Raw genomic sequence first — 18,224 nt, 5'->3', positions numbered from 1 at the left:
CCGATGCAGTCTCGAGATCTCGTGCGCAAGGCCGTCTGGTCGGTCATCTATCTACTGTTCATTCTCGCGCCGCTGTTTGCGCTGCTGACCGGCACGCTCCCGCCCGCGCGCAACTTCGGCACCGAGTTCTCGGTGGCGCTCGGCTATTCCGGACTCGCGATGATGGGCCTGCAATTCGGCCTCACCGCGCGCTTTCGTCACGTGACCGAGCCGTGGGGCGAGGACGTTATCTATCATTTCCATCGACGCGTGTCGCTGCTCGCGGTCAGCCTGGTCGTCGTGCATCCGCTGATCCTGTTCGCGATCCGCTCCGACAAGGTCGCGATGCCCGACTCGCTGCTCGAAGTCCCGTGGGGTGCGTGGTTCGCGTTCCTGTCGATCGGCTCGGTGATCGTGCTGGTGATCACCGCGCTATGGCGCAAGCAATTGAAGATTCGTTACGAGCTGTGGCATCTGTCGCATATCGGGCTCGCGCTCGTCGCGATCTTCGGCGGCGTGCTGCATATGATCGGCTGGGGCTTCTATCTGACCGATCCGTTCAAGCGCACGCTGTGGATCTGCATGACAGTATCCTGGGTAGCGCTGCTGCTGTACGTGCGTCTGTTCAAGCCGCTCTTCATGATCAGGCGTCCGTACCGGATCGCGGAAGTGCGCGCCGAACGCGGCGACACGACGACGCTCGTGATGCAGCCCGACGGCCACGCTGGCTTTCGCTTCAAGCCCGGCCAGTTCGGCTGGCTCAACGTGTGGGGCAGCCCGTTCAGGATCACCGGACACCCCTTTTCGTTCTCGTCGAGCGCCGAGGCCGCGAACGGCCGCGTCGAAATGACGATCCGCAATCTCGGCGATTTCACGAGCCAGGTGAAGACGATCGAAACAGGTCGGCGTGTGTATCTGGACGGACCGTATGGCGCGTTCACGATCGGGCATCCGACCGACATGCACGTGCTGATCGCGGGCGGTATCGGCATCACGCCGATGATGAGCATGATCCGCTCGCTCGCCGATCGCGGCGACCAACGTCCGCTCGTGCTACTGTACAGCGGCAAGACCTGGGACTCGCTGACTTTCCGCGAGGAGCTCGATGCGCTGAAAGCGCGGCTCGATCTGCGCATCGTCTATGCGCTGTCGGACCCGCCCGAAGGCTGGAGCGGGGAAGTCGGGCGCATCGATGCCGCGATGTTCCGGCGACATCTCCCGCCCGAGTTCGCCGATCACGAGTATTTCATCTGCGGCCCGGACTCCATGATGGATGCGATCGAAACGGCGCTCGGCGAAATGAAGGTGCCGCGCATCCGCTACCATTCCGAACGCTACAGTTTCGTCTAGGAGACTTGCGATGCGCCGACTGTTGGCCAACCGTCTCGTCATTGCCACCGGCGTGATCGTCGTGGCGTTGTCGCTTCTATTCGCGTATCTGCGGGTCGGTTCGCTGCATTAGGGCCCGGTTACGCCAATGACGGGCTCGCGGCGCGCTTTTCCTCATGCTCGAAGGTTGAATCGATATGCCCTACTTTTTTGGAATTGGTCTTCACGTTTTCATCGCGATTTTTTTCGCCGTCCACGCGTTGCGCAATAACCAGGGCATCTACTGGCTATTCATTCTGTTTGCTTTCCCGCTGCTCGGCAGCGTCGTGTACTTGTTCGCGATCTATCTGCCGAGTCTGCGCCACTCGCGCGGCGCGCGGGTGGCCACGCAGGCGATCACGCAATTTGTCGATCCGAATCGCGCGCTGCGTGAAGCGCGCGCCGAATTCGACCGCGCGCCGACCGTGCAACATCGGATGCGGCTCGGCGAGGCCTTGCTCGCGGCCGGCAATCCGCGCGAAGCGCTCGAACATTTCCAGGCCGCGGCGAACGGCCCATTCGCGAACGATCCCGCGCTGCTGCTCGGTCTCGCGCGCTCGCAGTTCGCACTCGGCGACTACCCGGCCGCCGATGCGACGTTGGCGAACCTGTTCTCGGTCAATCCGCGGGCACGCAACCAGGGCGAGGCGGCGCTGCTGTACGCGCGCACGCTGGCCGCGCTGAATGCGCCGGGCGCACGCGCGGCATTCGAACAGGCGCTGACCTGCGCGAGCGACGTCGCGCCGCGCTGCCTGTTCGCCGACTGGCTCGCCGCGCAACCCGAAGACGCGGACCGCCGCCGCGCCGGCGCGCTCTATGCCGAAATCGTGCAGGATGCCAAACATTGGCCACGTCACGCGCGCGAGCATAATCGCGAGTGGCTGCAGCGGGCGCAGGCCGCAATGTCGGCGGGTGCGGCTCGAACCTGAGCATGCTGAGGAGAACATCGATGCGACGTGCGATCCGGTTTCCTGCTTCGGCGCTGTGCGCCGCGATTGCCGCGATTGCATTCGGTGCCGGTGGCACTTCGACTTCCGCGCAGGCCGCTGGCATGGAGAAACCGTTCGAATGGCCCGCGTCGTTCGTCGTGCTCGGCGATGGCTATCCGCACTCGGGCGATGCATGCCGGCGGCTCGGCGAGTCGGCCGCAACCGTGAACTATCTCGACCATATGGCCATGCTGGTCGGCTGTCCAGGCTCGCGCGACAGCGCCACCGTGCGCGCGATCGTCGGGCATCCGCGGCATGGGCGCGTGGTTGGCGAAGCGGATGGCGTGACGCTGATTTCGATTTCGACTGAAAGCGCTCAGGCCGGCTCGCAGAGCGGCCACGGGCCCGTGAAGGAATCGCCGATCAGCGCGAGCGGCACGTTGCCGTGCGAGCGCGGCAACGGACAGACCAAAACGATGTGCAAGTTCGGCGTAGTGCATCACGGCGATCGATCGACTACGGTCGTGGTCTACTGGCCCGATGGCGCCACGCGGGCGATTTTCTTTGGCGTCGACGGTCGCGTGTTGGGTACGGCCGCGTCCGCGAGCGATCGGCCGATGCCCGGCGACACGCTGACGCGCAAGCATGCCGGCATCAATCTGATTTCAGTTGGCAATGAGCGCTACGAAGTCGAGGACACGGTTCTGTCCGGCGGTTGAATTGCATTGAAGCACATCGGCGCAAGCCATCCGCGGTCGAACGCCTGATTCGACGCGCGTCACGTTCACTTCTATCCCCTTCGCTTCACACCCTCGCGCAGACCAGCATGCAGCATGTCGCGCTGGACAAAATATTAGTAATAATCCCACCAAGACGCTAGCTTATGCGGAATGCGTATGCCGCACGTAGCTGGGATTCTTTCATTTTCATCCAACTCGCATGGGGATTACCCCATGCCGTCAAATCAATATTATTGACTAATATTATTACCTGCCGGAAGTTCGGCGCCGGCCTGCCGGCTGTCTCGATTCTTTATCCAGATCAACTAAGTGTTTTTAACCGATCAGCGGTTCAACAGGAGGGGTCATGATGTCCAGAAGAATGGGGTTAGTGGCGGTCTGGCTGGCGATGGCCGTCGGACTCGCCGCGTGCAATGGCGACAATAGCGGCGCGTCGACATCGCCGGTGGCGAATGCGGCCACCTCGAGCGCGGCGCCGATCAGCAATGCATCGCAATCGAATTCGAATGCATCGGCGGACAACAAGGCGACGACGGCTATCCCACTGCCCTGCGACGCCGCCGCCACGGCCAACACGCCCTGCTCCGCCGCGCACAGCGTGACCCGACTGCTGACGAAGAACTACACGGGCCCGCTGTTCCAGATTCAACGCGCGTCGGACAACACGACGCTCGACGTCTATCCGTACACCAACAGCACGCTGAAAGGCGGCGACCGCTCGCTGGTCGGCTCGGCGAATGTGCAGAACACGCAATCCTTCTGTAACAACACGACCTGCTCGGTCACCTACATCTACGATCAGATCGATCTGGTTGCGCCGCTGAAAAACGGCGCGTTCGGCAATGTCCCCGCGACGCTGACGCTGAACCAGGACGGCACGGAATCGCTCACCGTACAGAACGGCAGCAAAACGACCACCGTGCCGGTCCTCAACGGCTTCGCGACCATCACGCTGCCCGGCACCTCCGGCGCCTTGACCGTGCAGTTGGCGCAACCGCCGACCGCCTTGACCGAGCAGGCGCCGACGCAGCAACTGACGATCGGCAACGACTTGCCCGCGCTTCCCGGCACGCCGGCCAAGCTCGCGTTCGTTGCGACGAACGGCGTACAGATTCCGGCTCTCGGCACGCTGGCAGGCCAGGCCTATCGCAAACGTTTCGGCACGGTGAACCAGTCGATTGGCGATAGCGAAATCGCCGAGTACATGGTGGCTGGCGCCCACTACAGCCAGTCGTCGACCTGCTGCGGCACCTACGGCAACATGGAGAACAGCGCGAATCCGAGCACCTATTCTCACGGCGAAGTGGAAGGAGAAATGTTCGCACTCGCGTTTTCGAACGGCAACGCAGCAGTATTCGGCTATTGCGACGGCAACTCGATCCAGCCGTCGAACGTCAAGGACCCGGTGTGCAATGCGCTCGATACCAACTGGCCGGGCGTCGATGCCGAAGCCGGCGTCTATCTGTATGGTCCGCAGCAGCCGGCGAAGGAGAAGTTCGTGACGGTGCTGTCGAAGTACTCGCCGGTCACCGCGTCGAATCTGTTCGCGGTCAAAGGCGGCTCCGCTTCGCAAAGCGTGTTGACGTCGCTGTACGATCAGGCGCCACCTGAAGCACTGATCTTCGGCAACGATGCCGGTCACGCATTCAATGGCCAATGGCAAGGCGGTCTGTCGCTCGGCGAAGGCGGCGACGGCAGCGCCGCGCCGATCCAGTTCTTCGAAGGCGCGATCATCACGAAGGCGACGTCCGATACGACCGACAACGCGATCCAGTCGAGCATCGCGAGCTTCTACGGGCCGCCCACCAACGCGGCCGCGTCGGCTTGCTATGCGAACAACCTGATCAACTCGCCACTCAGTCTCGCGACGCCGGATGCATGGTTCCAGTCGAACGGCGGCACCGCCGTGCCCGCCACCGACATCTCCGGCGTAAATCGCGGCGCCGCGACGGTCACGAGCACGAACGGTTCGGCCGTGTCGAACATTCACGAAGTGATCCGTGTGCAGGGCGGACAGTCGTACACGTTCACCGACTACGTGCTCGCCACCACCAATGCAACGGTGTTCCCCGGCGGCTCGATCCAAACCGACGACCCGAGCGGCACCGAGTTCGGCTGGGTGCTGAACACGAACACCGGCGCGATCGTGCGCGGCACGTGGGGCGCGGGGCAAGCGACGGCGCTGAGCGCGGTGAAATCCGGCAACTGGTGGAAAGTGACGATGACGCTGACGGCACCGGCGGGATCGAACAACGCGCAGGTATTCATCGATCCGCCGACGTCGAGCAGCGCAGGCGTGCGCTCGCAGCAGGCCGCGTATCTGAGCGCGACGCACTACTGCCCGAGCCTCGCGATCCTGAGCGGCGCGAAGTCGTAAGCACGGTCAGCGCGGCGCAGTTATCGATGATTCGTTGACGCGTCGCGCAATCGAAGGCACACTCGCTCGCTATGCAAGCCCTCACGTACCACCCGACTGCAAAGCATCATCATGCGCATGCCCGCGTGGGACTGCCTGTGGGGACTCGCATACGCATACGCCGCTAGACATCATTCGCAGCGACATGCGCCAGAAAGCCCCGCCGGCAACGACGGGGCTTTTTGTTTTCCACGACCTTTTGCGCTCATCGAACGAAGGATTGCCGCCATGACACAGGAAGCACAGACGCCTGCCGTATCGAAGACCTTTGCGACGCCCATCGATCTATACCGCGTCCTTGCACGCTTATGGGCCGGCGATACGTCGAGCCCCACGCACGCGTGGTCGTCGACGAATCCCGCGCAGAATCATTGCAGCGTTACGTCTCTGATCATGCAGGACTATTTCGGTGGCGAGATTCTGACGACGCGTACCTCGGGGGGCACGCACTTCTACAACCTGATCGACGGCAGCAGATGGGATCTGACGGTCAGTCAGTTTGCCGAGCCGATTCCATTCGACGATACGCGTTCGAATCGTGAGGCAGCGTTCGCGGATACGTCGCGGGAGAAATACGAACTGCTGAAGTCGAGGCTCGCGCAAAGCCAGCTGAAATAAACGCTCAATCAAACACGCGTGGCCGAACTGCATCGATACGCGGTTGGCCACGCCATTTCACTTCAAACAATCACTTCCTGCTTCCCCGGAATGCCTTGCCCGCGCAACGAACACCCGCGCGTTTCAGGCACGTAGATCAACGCAATCGCCCCGACGACGCACGCGGCCATCATGTAATAAGCGGGCACCAGCGCGTTGCCCGTATGCGCGACCAGCCATTCGTTCGCCATCGGCGCCGTGCCGCCGAAAATCGACGTCGACAGGTTATACGCAATCGCCATCCCCGCGTAACGGACCTGGGTCGGAAACATCGCGGGGAACATCGCCGAGATGCTGGCCAGTTGCGGCACGTACAACAGCCCGAGCACCGCAAAGCCGATGAACGCGCCCGCCACGCCGAGCTTCATCAGCAGGAACATCGGAATCGCCGCGACGAACAGGCCAATCAGCGAAAACCACCAGACGTTCTTGCGTCCCACGCGATCCGAGAACGTTCCCGCAAACGGCAGAAACACCATCATCGCGAGCATGCCGATCAGCGGCACGAGCAGGGACATGTTGTCGCTCATGCCGAGCTGCTTCTGCATGAACGTCGGCATATAGGCGAGCAGCACGTAGTTGACGACATTCAAAGCAACCACGAGTCCGCCGAGCTGAATCAGCGGTTTCCAATAATCGCGCAGCAATGCCTTCAGCGTGACGCAGCTATGCTGCTCCTTGTGCATCGATTCTTCGAGTTCGCGAAAGACCGGCGTGTCTTCGAGCTTCGAGCGCAGATAGAAACCGATCAGGCCGAGCGGCGCCGCGATCAGAAACGGCAAACGCCATCCCCACGCATGCATCGCCGTGTTGCCGAGCACGACTGAGCAACCGAGCATCAGAAACGCGCCGAGCGAGAAACCCGACAGCGTCGCGAATTCGAGGAAGCTGCCACAAAAGCCGCGCTTCTTGTCCGGCGCATATTCGGCCATGAAAGTCGCCGCGCCGCCATATTCGCCGCCCGTCGAAAAGCCCTGGATCATCCGCAGAACGACGAGGATAGCCGGCGCCCACCAGCCGATGCTCGCGTAAGTCGGCACGAGTCCGACCAGCAGCGTTGCGACCGACATCAGGATGATCGTCAACGCGAGTACGTGCTTGCGGCCGAGGCGATCGCCGAGCGGCCCCCAGAACAGGCCGCCAAGCGGACGCACGAGAAACGAAATGGCGAACGTCGCGAGCGCGAACAACGTGGCCTGCGCGGTGCTGCCGGGAAACAACGCGGCCGAAATATAGCTCAGGCCATAGGCGTAAATACCGTAGTCGAACCACTCGGTCGCGTTTCCGAGTGCCGACGCCGCGATTGCGCGCCGCAGCAAGCTGCGCGCCTGCGGTTGCGCGCTCTGCGCGGTCCATGAATGTGCGTAGTGCATGTCTTCTCCTGGGATGTTTCTATGCGACACAGGCAACGTCGCCCGAATCCACGATACCGGCGACCCGCGCCTGCAACGATGTTCTAGGACGATGCAGGCATCGGGGTTTTCCATAAAGCCTGAAACGGATGCGGTAATCCGTACGCGTGCGTCGGCGACGCGTCGCGCTCGTTCGGGAAAAACAACATAATCGGCGTCGCGCAGGCTCTCAGCGCATCAGCAACGGCAGCGTCATCAAACGACCCTGCTGTGGCCTCGCCTCGTTCTCGCCGCAAAGGCGCAAACACATCCACGCGGTCGCGAGGTTGCTGCTCACTACCGGCTTGCCGATGGCGGCTTCGATTCGCGCGATGATCTGCGCGGCTCTCACCGCAGTGCACGAAATAAACAGCGCATCGGAATCGGGCGCTGTCGCATCGCGCGCGAAGGTGACGATATCGTCGTGCGAAATCCGTGCCATCTCCCGGTCGTCGGTCAGACCCAGGCATGAGAAGCGGTCGATCGCAAAGTCTTGCGCGGCAAAGTACTCGAACATCGGCCGACTGGTTTCGGCGGTGTACGGCGTCAGCACGCTGATACGCCGCGCGTTCAGCGTGCTCAGCGCAGTGACCGCGGCAGCGGTCGGGGTGACGACTTTGGCCGATGGCTTCGCCGCATGAATAGCGCGCTCGATCTGCGCATCGCCGATCATCACGGATGCCGACGTGCACGAATACATCACGACGTCGAGCGTTTCGTCGGGCAGGATCAGCGCCGCACCCGCGCTCAGCGATGGTTGCATCGCGCGCAGATTGTCGGGCGTCACCGGGTTCGCATACGGCACGCGATTCACATAGATCCCGATACGCTCATTTGCGACGAGTGCCGCGAAGTCCGGCTCGGTCGTGTGATCGGTTGCGAGAATCACGAGGCCGATACGTTTGTCGAAAGCGCGTTCGATCAGATGCGGCGCGCGCTCGAACTGTCGAATAGTTATTTGCATCGTTCAATGCCCCGGAGCCGGAAAACGCTTTTCAAGGAGTCGCACACCGGCCACCGCGATCAGGCTGATGATCAGGAACAGCACGCCGACGAGCGTCATCGGCTCCAGATAGCGGTAATCCGTATTCGCGATGATCTTTGCCTGATTCATCAATTCGAGGACCGTGATCGCCGACAGTAACGGCGTCTCCTTGAACATGGAGATCAGATAATTGGCGAGCGCGGGCACCATCGGCGGCACCGCTTCGGGCAGGATCACGTGCTGCCACGTTTGCGCGGGACTCAGGTTGCAGGCCTTTGCAGCTTCCCATTGCCCGCGCGGAATGTTTTCGATGCCGGCGCGATAAACCTCGGCCGCATATGTCGCGTAATGCACGCCGATTGCGAGCACACCGGCCGCGAGCGCCGGCATCCGTATGCCGATGTCGGGCAGGACATAGAACACGAAGTACAACTGCACGAGCAGCGGCGTGCCGCGAATAAAACTCGCGATCGCCGACGTGCCGCGCGACACCGCGCGATTCGGCGCCAGCCGCAAAATGGCAATCGCCATGCCGACCACGGCCGCCACCACCGCGCCGAGGAAAGTGGCGAGCACGGTGATCTCCAACCCTTGCAGCAGGGTCGGCAGAATCTCGCGCACGAAGCTCCAGTCCCATTCCATTCGTCTATCTCCTGATGCGGTCGAGACCAAAACTCATCCGGCTTTCCAGCTTGCGCATGCCGAACGAGATCAGACAGGCCATGGCGAAGTACAGCGCGAGAATCGTCGCGAACGGGATCAACGTGTTGCCGGTTTGCGAGCGCACCACCTGCGCCTGGAACGTCATGTCGCCGAGCGAGATCAGCGACACGACGGCCGTGCCCTTCAGCAGCTCGATCGCGTTGTTGCCGAACGTGGGCAGCATCAGCGGCAAGGCCTGCGGCAAGATCACGTGCCGCATGCGCTGATAGCGGGAAAGATTCAACGCGATGCAGGCGCTGCGCTGCTCGTGGCCGATCGCGGCGACCGCGCCGCGCACCACTTCAGCGCCGTACGCGCCGACGTTCAAACCGAGCGCGAGGACGCCGGCCTGCAGCGGTGTCAATGTCAGGCCGGCCATCGGCAACACGAAATACGCCCAGAACAGCTGCACGAATATCGAGGTGCCGCGAAAGAACTCGATATACGACGTGGCCAATGCGCGCACCACGAAGAACCGCGACAGGCGCCCGAGTCCAGCGACGAATGCCATCACGAGCGCGAGGACCGCGCCCATCAGCGTCAGTTCGACGGTTGTCTGCGCTCCCTGCAGAATCAGCTGCAAATAGCCGGACCAGTGGTTCATCGACGCACCTCGCGCACAATGTGTCATGGGCCATGCGCGCTATCGCGTTGCGCGCATGGCGTCTTACCGCGGACTCAGTTCTTCGCCGCGCACAGTTTCTCGCGGCTCGTCGACATTGCCGCCTTCGCCGAGAAGCCATAGGGCTCGACGATCTTCGCGAACTCGCCGGACTCCTTCATCTTCTTCAGCTCGACGTCGAATGCATCGCGCAGCGCGGTGTCCTGCTTGCGGAACGCGACGCCGTCGCATTGAACCGGCGTGTTCTGCACCGGCGCGATCGATTCGAGGTTCGGGTCTTTCGCCTTTGAGAGCAGATCGGTGATCGACAGCAGCGGCAACGCGAATACGTCGATGCGGCCGTCCTGCAGCATCTTCAGACCGCTTTGCCCGTCCGGCACGATGATCACGCGATCGGTCGGAATGTTCGCCGCGGTCGCGAGCTTCTGCTCGGTCGTGCCGCCTTCCACACCGATCACCGCTTTCGGATCTTTCGCGATTTCCTCGTAGGTCTTGATGCTCTTCGTGTTGCCTTTCTTGACGGCGAACGCTTCGACCGCGCACAGCACCGGCTGCGAATAAGCGACGGCCGCGCAACGCTGCGGGGTCATGAACAGCCCCGCCGCGATCGCGTCATGCCGTCCGGCCGCCAGGCCCGGAATCATCGCGCCGTACTCGGAGACCGACGCGACGACGTCGTTGACACCGAGCTTCTTGAACACCGCACGCGCGACGTCCGGCGCCGCGCCCGTCACCTTGCCGTCGGCGCCGACCGCGGTGAACGGCGGCTCGTTCGCGATCGCGATGCGCGCGAAACCTTGCTGACGCAGTTGCGTGAGCTTGTCGTCGGCGGCATAAGCGAGGCTCGCGAGCGTCAACAGCGACAGCCCTCCCGCAATCAGAATCCCCTTTAGCTTCATGATTTTTGGCTCCTAAGGCGTAGTGGTATGGCGTAGTAGTGAGTGATGTGCAGCGTGGGAAAAACAATATGTTCCGGCTCAGCTCAGATTCGATGCCCCGCGGCGAGAATCTTGCGCAGGAAGCTCTGGGTCCGCTCGTGCGTCGGATGCGTGAAGATGTCTTCGGGCTTGCCTTCCTCGACGATCCTGCCGCGGTCGAAGAACAGCACGCGGTCGGCGAAGTCGTGCGCGAAGCCCATTTCGTGCGTGACGAGCAGCATCGTCATATCGGTCTCACGCGCGAGCCGCTGCATCACGTTCAGGACTTCCTCGACGAGTTCAGGGTCGAGCGCGGACGTCACTTCGTCGAACAGCATGATCCGCGGTGCGAGCGCGAGCGCCCGCGCGATCGCCACGCGCTGCTTCTGACCGCCCGACAGTTGCGCGGGACGGCTCTTCGCCTTATCGGCCATGCCGACCATGTCGAGCAGTTCGAGCGCGCGCCTCTCCGCCGACTCACGGCTCTCGCCCTTCGTCAGCATTGGCGCGAGCGTCACGTTGTCGAGCACGCTCTTGTGCGGAAACAGATTGAAGTGCTGAAAGACCATGCCAATCTTCTCGCGCATCTTCTGCAGATGCCGTTCGTTCGCGGGCACCATCTGGCCGCCGCGCGGCATATGGAACAACTGTTCGCCGTCCACTTCGATATGGCCGCCGTCGATCGTTTCCAGCGTCATCAGGATGCGCAGGATCGTGGTTTTTCCTGATCCCGACGGACCGATCAGCGCGAGCTTCTCGCCGGGCATCACGTCGAGCGACAGTTCGTCGAGCACGGTCAGCGCGCCATATCGTTTCGTGATCCGGTCGAGCCGGATCAATGGCTTGCTCGCCGGGCTTTCGTCTTGGCGCGCCGGTGTGCTTGCGGAGGCGACCGCGCGCTCCTCGGAGGAAAGACTTGCCGGGGCGATGCCTGAAGCGCTCAACAGATCGGTAACTCGCGCAGTGTTCATATCGATTCGTTCCCGTTCGCCGTACGTGTAGTGCGAACCAGAATACGCAGCCATATTTGCGAACCAGATTGCTCTAGAACAATTCTTTTCTACACGCGGGCAAGGGCGGTGCAGCGTGCACTGCAACAAACATGCAGCGTCCGTCGATAACGTCTCGAACATTGAACTAGCACATTCAGCGGCGTTTTTTCGCGGCATTAGACTGCAGCGAGAAATACCCGTGGCGCCGCATTCTCGTGCACCGCGCGCCACTTCCCGCAACGACGTCACGCTCAGAGAGAGGGGAAGATGTCAAATACGACGCTACACGAATCGCGAATTGAGGCGCCCGTCGTGCGCCTGCCGTTCGAACGCGACGAATACGCCGCGCGTCTCGCGAAAACGCGCAAGGCCATGCAGGCGGCCGGCATCGAATTATTGATCGTGTCGGACCCGACCAATATGGCCTGGCTCACCGGCTACGACGGCTGGTCGTTTTACGTGCATCAGTGCGTGCTGCTCGCGCTGGATGGCGAGCCGGTCTGGTTCGGCCGCGGTCAGGACGCGAACGGTGCCAAGCGCACCGTCTTCATGCAGCACGATCAGATCGTCGGCTATCCGGATCACTACGTGCAATCCACCGCGCGTCATCCGATGGACTACCTCGCGCGCGACGTGATCGCGGCGCGCGGCTGGGCCAACGCGAAGATCGGCGTCGAAATGGACAACTACTATTTCAGCGCCGCCGCTTATCGCTCGCTCGTCGCGCATTTGCCCGATGCGAAGTGGCAGGACGCAACCGGCCTCGTCAACTGGCAACGCGCGATCAAATCGCCGCGCGAGATCGAGTACATGCGCGTGGCCGCGCGCATCGTCGAGAAGATGCATGCGCATATCGTCGAGCGAATCGAGCCGGGCATGCGCAAGAATGACCTCGTCGCGGAGATCTACTCGGCAGGCATTACCGGCATCGACGGTTATGGCGGCGACTATCCGGCGATCGTGCCGCTGCTGCCGACCGGCGCCGACGCGGCCGCCCCGCATTTGACCTGGGACGACACGCCGTTCGCGAAGGACGCCGGCACGTTCTTCGAAATTGCCGGCTGCTTCAAGCGTTATCACTGCCCGCAGTCGCGCACCGTCTACCTCGGCAAGCCGCCGAAGCATTTCATCGAAGGCGAACGCGCGGTGGTCGAAGGGATCGAGGCCGGGCTCGCCGCGGCGAAACCCGGCAATACCTGCGAGGACATCGCCAATGCGTTTTTCGCGGTGCTGCATAAATACGGCATCGAGAAGAACAGCCGCTGCGGCTATCCGATCGGCGCGAGCTATCCGCCGGACTGGGGCGAGCGCACGATGAGCCTGCGCCCTGGGGACAAGACGGTCCTCGAACCCGGCATGACGTTTCATTTCATGCCGGGTCTGTGGCTCGACGAATGGGGCCTCGAAATCACCGAGAGCATTCTGATTACGCGGACCGGCGTCGAGACCTTTTGCAGGACGCCACGCAAGCTGTTCGTCAAACCGTGATTGCGCGGGCGTCGTGCCCGCGTGAACTCGCTAAGCACGACGCCCGTTTCAACGAAAGGGGAAACATGCTTCCGAAAACGATGAAGGCCGTCGTGCTGACCGCGCACGGTGGCCTCGACAAACTGGTCTATCGCGACGACGTGCCGGTGCCCTTGTGCGCGGCTGGCGAGGTACTGATCGACGTCACCGCATGCGGTCTCAACAATACCGACGTGTGGGTCCGCCAGGGCGCCTACGGCACCGACGACGATCCGCAAGCGGTGTCGACGTGGCGACGCGGCCGCTCGACGCTGACTTTTCCGCGCATTCAGGGCGCGGATATCGTCGGACGCGTGGTCGCGGTGGGTCGCGGCGTCAGCGACGCGCGTATCGGCGAGCGCGTGATCGTCGACGCGTCGGTCTACAACCGCGACGACGACAGCCTCGCCGATATCGACTACATCGGCCACGGCCGCGACGGCGGCTACGCCGAATACACGGCCGTGCCCGCGGAAAACGCGCATCGGGTCGACTGCACCTATTCCGACGCCGAACTCGCCACGTTCTGGTGCGCTTATCACACCGGCGAGCAGATGATCGAACGCGCGGCCGTCAAGCACGGCGAAACGGTGCTGATTACCGGCGCGTCCGGCGGCGTCGGCTCGGCCATCATCCAGCTATGCCGCGCGCGCGGCGCGATTCCGTATGCGGTGGTCAGCAAGGGCAAGGAAGAAGCCGTGCTAGCGCTCGGTGCGCAAGGGGTGATGCTGCGCGATAGCAGCGATTTCGTCGCGGACGTCGAACGGATGACCGAAGGCCGGCCCGTCGATGTGGTTGCGGATCTGGTTGGCGGGGCGCTGTTCGGCAAGCTGTTGAACGTGTTGCGGCCTGAGGGACGATATACGACCGCGGGCGCGATCGCGGGACCGGTCGTGCAGCTCGATCTGCGCACGATGTATCTGAAGCAGTTGCAGTTGAATGGATCGTCGCAGGGCACGCGTGGCGCGTTCAAACGCGTGCTCGACTATATTCAGAACGGGGCGATCCGGCCGGTTCTGGCGGCGACTTATCCGCTGTCGAAGTTTCATGATGCGCAGACGCGGTTTATGGAGAAGCGCTTTGTGGGGAATATCGTTGTGATTCCGGATCGGCATTATGGCGACTCGGTCGCACGCTAACGCTCGAAGCAGGCACACTGCGAGCCCGCCCTTCAAGGCGGGCTTTTTTTCGCGCCTAGCAATCGTTAATTGGTGTCAATTTACATTTTTATTTGCCTTGAATCGCTGTCCGGTCCTCCATCATTGGGGGCAGCGTAGCGAAGGCGCCGCTCAGACAAGGTGCGCCTTTCCCGAAAATTAAACTGCTTTCAATCAAGGAGGATTTACTCAGCATGGGCATTCCCGCACATATGTGGCTAAAGGATGATGGCGGTGCAGATATCAAGGGTTCGTCAATCGTTCAGGATCGGGAAGGAAGTATTGAACTCATCAGTTTCGGTCACGGCGTTAGCCTGCCGGTTGATAACGCCAACGGGAGAATTACCGGCGCACGCATACGTGGCGATCATGAAGCTATGGCGGCACTATCGACGAACAAGGCGCACAGTGAGAGATAACGAATGACAGTCATCGAGGTCATCACGTATGGCAACTCTTGTCCGTAGAATATTCAAGGTCGCGCTGTTCATCGGGGTTTTTTATATCAGCTCGTTATATCCCACTATCCAATGAGTGGACAGAAGGTGAAGCGCATGCATGGTGGCGTGTTTCGGATTGGCTCGGTATTCGCGATCCCGAGGATTTGTATTTCGTAGTGTGGATGACTATTGAATTGATCGTGGCAGCGCTTGCCTACGTGACGATCATCAAGCTATGGCGGTACTACCGCACGAAGCAAATAAAAACCCCGACCGCATGACATGACAGCGGCCGGGGTTCTCTTTCACCTCACTTGATCAAAGCGAAGCGGCCGGCGTAAACACCTGCGACGCCACCTCATCCACCGCCTCGCGCGTCAGCTTCACGATCTCATCCACGTCGCCGCGCGACGTCACCAGCGGCGGCGCAAAGCCGAGAATGTCGCCGTGCGGCATCGCCCGCGCGATCAGTCCGCGTTGCATCGCGGCAGCCGACACACGCGGCCCGACCTTCAGCGCCGCATCGAACGGCGTGCGGACATCCTTGTCGGCCATGAACTCCAGCGCGGCCAGCATGCCCACGCCGCGCACTTCGCCGACGAGCGGATGCGAGTCGAACGCCGCATGCAATTGCTCCAGCAGATAAGCGCCGGTTTGCGCCGCATTCTGCATGAGGTTCTCGCGTTCGAGAATCTCGAGGTTGGCGAGCGCCGCCGCCGCGCAGATCGGATGGCCCGAATAGGTCCAGCCATGCCCCAACGCACCCGATTCCTGCGATGCCTTATCGATCACGTCCCATACGCCTTCGCTGACGATCACGCCGGACAGCGGCGCGTAAGCACTCGTCAAACCCTTCGCGACAGTGATCAGATCGGGTTGAATGCCGTAGTGCTGCGCACCCATCTTCGAGCCTAGCCGGCCGAAACCGCACACCACTTCGTCGCAGATCAACAGGATGTCGTGCTTCTTCAGCACCTGCTGGATCGCGGGCCAGTAACCGGCTGGCGGCGGTACGATGCCGCCCGTGCCCATCACCGGTTCGCCGATGAAGGCCGCGATCGTATCGGCGCCTTCGCGCGCGATCAGTTTTTCGAGTTCGTCGACGCAGTACGCGACGAACTGCGTTTCATTCATACCGGCCGGCGCGCGACGATACCAGTGCGGACACACGGTATGCTTGACGCGCTCGATCGGCAGGTCGAAGAACTGGTGGAAGCTCGGCAATCCCGTGAGACTGCCGGTGACGATGCCCGAGCCGTGATAGCCGCGCTCGCGCGAGATGATCTTCTTCTTGTTCGGGCGGCCCTTCACATTGTTGTAGTACCAGACGAGCTTGATCTGCGTTTCGTTCGCGTCCGAACCGGACATGCCGTAGTACACCTTCTTCATGCCCTGCGGCGACCAGTCGATGATGCGCGACGACAGCTCGATGATCGTATCGGTCGAGTGGCCGACATACGTGTGGTAATACGCGAGCTTCTTTGCCTGCTCGTAAATCGCCTCGGCCACTTCGGTTCGGCCATAGCCGATGTTCACGCAGTAAAGACCGGCAAACGCATCGATAAAAGACTTGCCTTCATGGTCTTCGATACGGATGCCTTTCGCGCCGGTCACGATCCGGCCCGGCAGTGCGCCGCTCGCGTGATCGTGCGCGTGCGTCGACGGATGCATGAAGTGCGCGCGATCGGCGCTCAGCAGTTGATCGAATTGAGTCATGGGTCGCTCCTTCGTGTGATGTCTGGATGAATGAATCGGTAGGTTCAGGCCGTTGCGTCCGTCGCCATCGCATGTGCAGCGGCACGAGCGGGGGCGCTGTCGCTGACCGGCAAGCCAAGCTGGCCAAGGCAGAAATAACGTGTCTCGACGAACGGCTCGAAGCCTTCGACGCCGCCTTCGCGTCCAAGCCCCGACGACTTGATGCCGCCGAACGGAATCGGTGCGCCGGTGAACTTCGCGCCGTTGATGGACACCATCGCGAAGTCGAGTCGGCGGATCAGTTGAAACACGGTGTTCAGATCTTTCGCGCACACGTAGGCGGCGAGTCCATACTCGGTGTCGTTCGCGCGTTCGACCACTTCGTCGAGCGAATCGAACGGCGTGACCGCCGAGATCGGCGCGAAATTTTCTTCGTCGTAAATGCGCATGCCGGGCGCCGCATCGGCGACCACGGTCGGCTCGAAGAACCAGCCGCCGCGCTCGTGCGCCGCGCCGCCTACCGTGACGCGCGCACCCTTCTCACGCGCGTCGGCGACGCGCTGCACGGTCGTGTCGAACGCGGCCTGGTGCATCAGCGGGCCGACGTCCACGTTCGGGTCGAATGCGCCGCCCACTTTCAACGCCTTCACGGCATCGCTATATCGCGCGACGAACGCTTCATACAACGAACGCGCGACGAAGATCCGGTTTGCCGCGCAGCAGTCCTGGCCCGAGGTCTGGAACTTCGCCGCGACCGCGACGCGCACGGCCTGTTCGAGGTCCGCATCTTCGGTCACGATGAAAGGCGCGTTGCCGCCCAGTTCGAGCGCGGTCTTCTTGATGCCTGCCCGTGCGGCCGTTTGCATCACTAACGCGCCGACACGCGTCGAGCCGGTGAAGCTGACCGAGCGCACGCGGCTATCTGAAACCAGCGTTTCCATCGCCATTTGCGGCTCGCCGAGCACGACGTTGAACACGCCGGCCGGAAAGCCCGCTTCTTCGGCGAGTTGCGCGAGCGCGAGCGCGGAGAACGGCGTCTCGTGCGCGGGCTTCGCGACCACCGTGCAACCGGCGGCGAGCGCGGCGGCGGCCTTGCGGGTGAGCATGGCGCACGGGAAATTCCACGGCGTGATCAGCGCGGCCACGCCGACCGGCTCGATGATCGTGCCCAGATGAGCGCCATCGATATGCGTCGGAATCGTGCGCCCATTCAGGCGCCGCACCTCATGCGCGAACCATTCGACGAAGCTCGCGCCATACGCAATTTCGCCGCGCGCTTCAGCAACCGGCTTGCCCTGTTCGAGCGACAGAATCGCGGCGAGATCCTGCTGATGACGCAGAATCAGCTCATGCCAGCGCAACAGCAGCGCCGAACGTTTGGCGACCGGCACCCAGCGCCACGTGTCGAACGCGCGCTGCGCGGCATCGACCGCCGCGGTGATCTGCGCCGCGTCGAGCATCGGCACATGGCCGAGCACTTCCTGATTCGCGGGATTCTGCACCGCGACGCTCGCGGCGCTCGCGCTATGAACCCAGCGTCCATCCACGTAGCACAGCGATTTGAATAGGACCGGATGACCCAGCAACATGACGACCTCCTGTGTGCAATGTCTGCTATCACTGTAGGTCCGGCGGCACTGCGGTTTTTTTTGTTGTCGCTTGTCGAGGACTACGTTTTTTCTGCAATCCGCCGCATGGTTATCGTTTTTTCGGGTGCGGCTTTTCGCC

16 protein-coding genes and 2 pseudogenes are annotated in these 18,224 nt (G+C 62.2%); 9 read left to right on the top strand and 9 right to left on the bottom strand.

Going from position 1 to position 18,224, the window contains the following annotated elements; all coding sequences use genetic code 11:
* The first annotated feature begins 3 nt into the window (after positions 1-3).
* The 3 genes from OKW44_RS13990 to OKW44_RS13980 all read left to right on the top strand — a co-directional run bounded on the left by OKW44_RS13990 (position 4) and on the right by OKW44_RS13980 (position 2,995).
* Entirely contained in the window at positions 4-1,329 is a 1,326-nt protein-coding gene (locus OKW44_RS13990; RefSeq protein ID WP_018423782.1) for a ferredoxin reductase family protein, read from the top strand.
* A gap of 176 nt (positions 1,330-1,505) precedes the next feature.
* On the top strand, positions 1,506-2,276 hold the full coding sequence (locus OKW44_RS13985) for a tetratricopeptide repeat protein (RefSeq protein ID WP_018423784.1): 771 nt from the start codon (positions 1,506-1,508) through the stop codon (positions 2,274-2,276).
* A 20-nt stretch (positions 2,277-2,296) separates the two neighbouring features.
* Entirely contained in the window at positions 2,297-2,995 is a 699-nt protein-coding gene (locus OKW44_RS13980; RefSeq protein WP_018423785.1) for a hypothetical protein, read from the top strand.
* A 336-nt stretch (positions 2,996-3,331) separates the two neighbouring features.
* Here OKW44_RS13980 and OKW44_RS13975 read toward each other — a convergent pair whose 3' ends face one another.
* Positions 3,332-3,592: a hypothetical protein gene (locus OKW44_RS13975; RefSeq protein ID WP_239499230.1), complete on the bottom strand. Its 261-nt coding sequence runs from the start codon at positions 3,590-3,592 to the stop codon at positions 3,332-3,334.
* Between the two features lie 22 nt (positions 3,593-3,614).
* Here OKW44_RS13975 and OKW44_RS13970 point away from each other — a divergent pair, with 22 nt between their 5' ends.
* Together OKW44_RS13970 and OKW44_RS13965 are read left to right on the top strand one after the other, a co-directional pair.
* Positions 3,615-5,393, top strand: a complete 1,779-nt coding sequence (locus OKW44_RS13970; RefSeq protein ID WP_239499231.1) for an arabinofuranosidase catalytic domain-containing protein — start codon at positions 3,615-3,617, stop codon at positions 5,391-5,393.
* 267 nt (positions 5,394-5,660) lie between these two features.
* The gene (locus OKW44_RS13965) at positions 5,661-6,050 is read left to right on the top strand and encodes a YunG family protein (RefSeq protein WP_018423787.1); all 390 of its coding nucleotides are present in this window, start codon (positions 5,661-5,663) and stop codon (positions 6,048-6,050) included.
* A gap of 62 nt (positions 6,051-6,112) precedes the next feature.
* Here OKW44_RS13965 and OKW44_RS13960 read toward each other — a convergent pair whose 3' ends face one another.
* The 6 genes from OKW44_RS13960 to ehuA all read right to left on the bottom strand — a co-directional run bounded on the left by OKW44_RS13960 (position 6,113) and on the right by ehuA (position 11,677).
* A complete protein-coding gene (locus OKW44_RS13960) occupies positions 6,113-7,462 on the bottom strand; it encodes an MFS transporter (protein ID WP_018423788.1) in 1,350 nt (449 codons plus the stop codon).
* A gap of 208 nt (positions 7,463-7,670) precedes the next feature.
* Complete coding sequence (eutA, locus tag OKW44_RS13955) at positions 7,671-8,444, bottom strand: ectoine utilization protein EutA (RefSeq protein WP_018423789.1); 774 nt, start codon at positions 8,442-8,444, stop codon at positions 7,671-7,673.
* Positions 8,445-8,447: 3 nt separating this feature from the next.
* Positions 8,448-9,107 (bottom strand): ectoine/hydroxyectoine ABC transporter permease subunit EhuD, encoded by a 660-nt coding sequence (gene ehuD / locus OKW44_RS13950; protein ID WP_018423790.1) that lies wholly within the window; start codon positions 9,105-9,107, stop codon positions 8,448-8,450.
* Positions 9,108-9,111: 4 nt separating this feature from the next.
* Positions 9,112-9,771, bottom strand: coding sequence for an ectoine/hydroxyectoine ABC transporter permease subunit EhuC (ehuC, locus tag OKW44_RS13945; RefSeq protein ID WP_018423791.1), 660 nt, complete (start codon positions 9,769-9,771; stop codon positions 9,112-9,114).
* Positions 9,772-9,845: 74 nt separating this feature from the next.
* Positions 9,846-10,688, bottom strand: coding sequence for an ectoine/hydroxyectoine ABC transporter substrate-binding protein EhuB (ehuB, locus tag OKW44_RS13940; RefSeq protein ID WP_018423792.1), 843 nt, complete (start codon positions 10,686-10,688; stop codon positions 9,846-9,848).
* Between the two features lie 83 nt (positions 10,689-10,771).
* Entirely contained in the window at positions 10,772-11,677 is a 906-nt protein-coding gene (ehuA, locus tag OKW44_RS13935; RefSeq protein WP_018423793.1) for an ectoine/hydroxyectoine ABC transporter ATP-binding protein EhuA, read from the bottom strand.
* A gap of 288 nt (positions 11,678-11,965) precedes the next feature.
* On the opposite strand from ehuA, the gene doeA reads away from it, so the two are divergent.
* The 4 genes and pseudogenes from doeA to OKW44_RS13915 all read left to right on the top strand — a co-directional run bounded on the left by doeA (position 11,966) and on the right by OKW44_RS13915 (position 15,082).
* Positions 11,966-13,186, top strand: a complete 1,221-nt coding sequence (gene doeA, locus OKW44_RS13930; RefSeq protein ID WP_018423794.1) for an ectoine hydrolase DoeA — start codon at positions 11,966-11,968, stop codon at positions 13,184-13,186.
* Between the two features lie 65 nt (positions 13,187-13,251).
* Entirely contained in the window at positions 13,252-14,343 is a 1,092-nt protein-coding gene (locus tag OKW44_RS13925) for an alcohol dehydrogenase family protein (protein WP_018423795.1), read from the top strand.
* A 212-nt stretch (positions 14,344-14,555) separates the two neighbouring features.
* A pseudogene (locus tag OKW44_RS13920) lies at positions 14,556-14,720 on the top strand (type VI secretion system tube protein Hcp); the annotation flags it as partial.
* A gap of 88 nt (positions 14,721-14,808) precedes the next feature.
* Positions 14,809-15,082, top strand: a pseudogene (locus tag OKW44_RS13915) (hypothetical protein).
* Positions 15,083-15,119: 37 nt separating this feature from the next.
* Here the strand turns inward: OKW44_RS13915 and OKW44_RS13910 are convergent.
* Both OKW44_RS13910 and OKW44_RS13905 read right to left on the bottom strand, forming a co-directional pair.
* On the bottom strand, positions 15,120-16,517 hold the full coding sequence (locus OKW44_RS13910) for an aspartate aminotransferase family protein (protein ID WP_018423797.1): 1,398 nt from the start codon (positions 16,515-16,517) through the stop codon (positions 15,120-15,122).
* Positions 16,518-16,561: 44 nt separating this feature from the next.
* The gene (locus tag OKW44_RS13905; RefSeq protein WP_018423798.1) at positions 16,562-18,085 is read right to left on the bottom strand and encodes an NAD-dependent succinate-semialdehyde dehydrogenase; all 1,524 of its coding nucleotides are present in this window, start codon (positions 18,083-18,085) and stop codon (positions 16,562-16,564) included.
* Positions 18,086-18,224: the final 139 nt, after the last annotated feature.

It is taken from the genome of Paraburkholderia lebeckiae, assembly GCF_050436325.1.
Classification (GTDB): Bacteria; Pseudomonadota; Gammaproteobacteria; order Burkholderiales; family Burkholderiaceae; genus Paraburkholderia; species Paraburkholderia tuberum.
The sequence above is the reverse complement of the archived record's forward strand: the minus strand, read 5'-3'. Positions and strand labels throughout refer to the sequence as shown.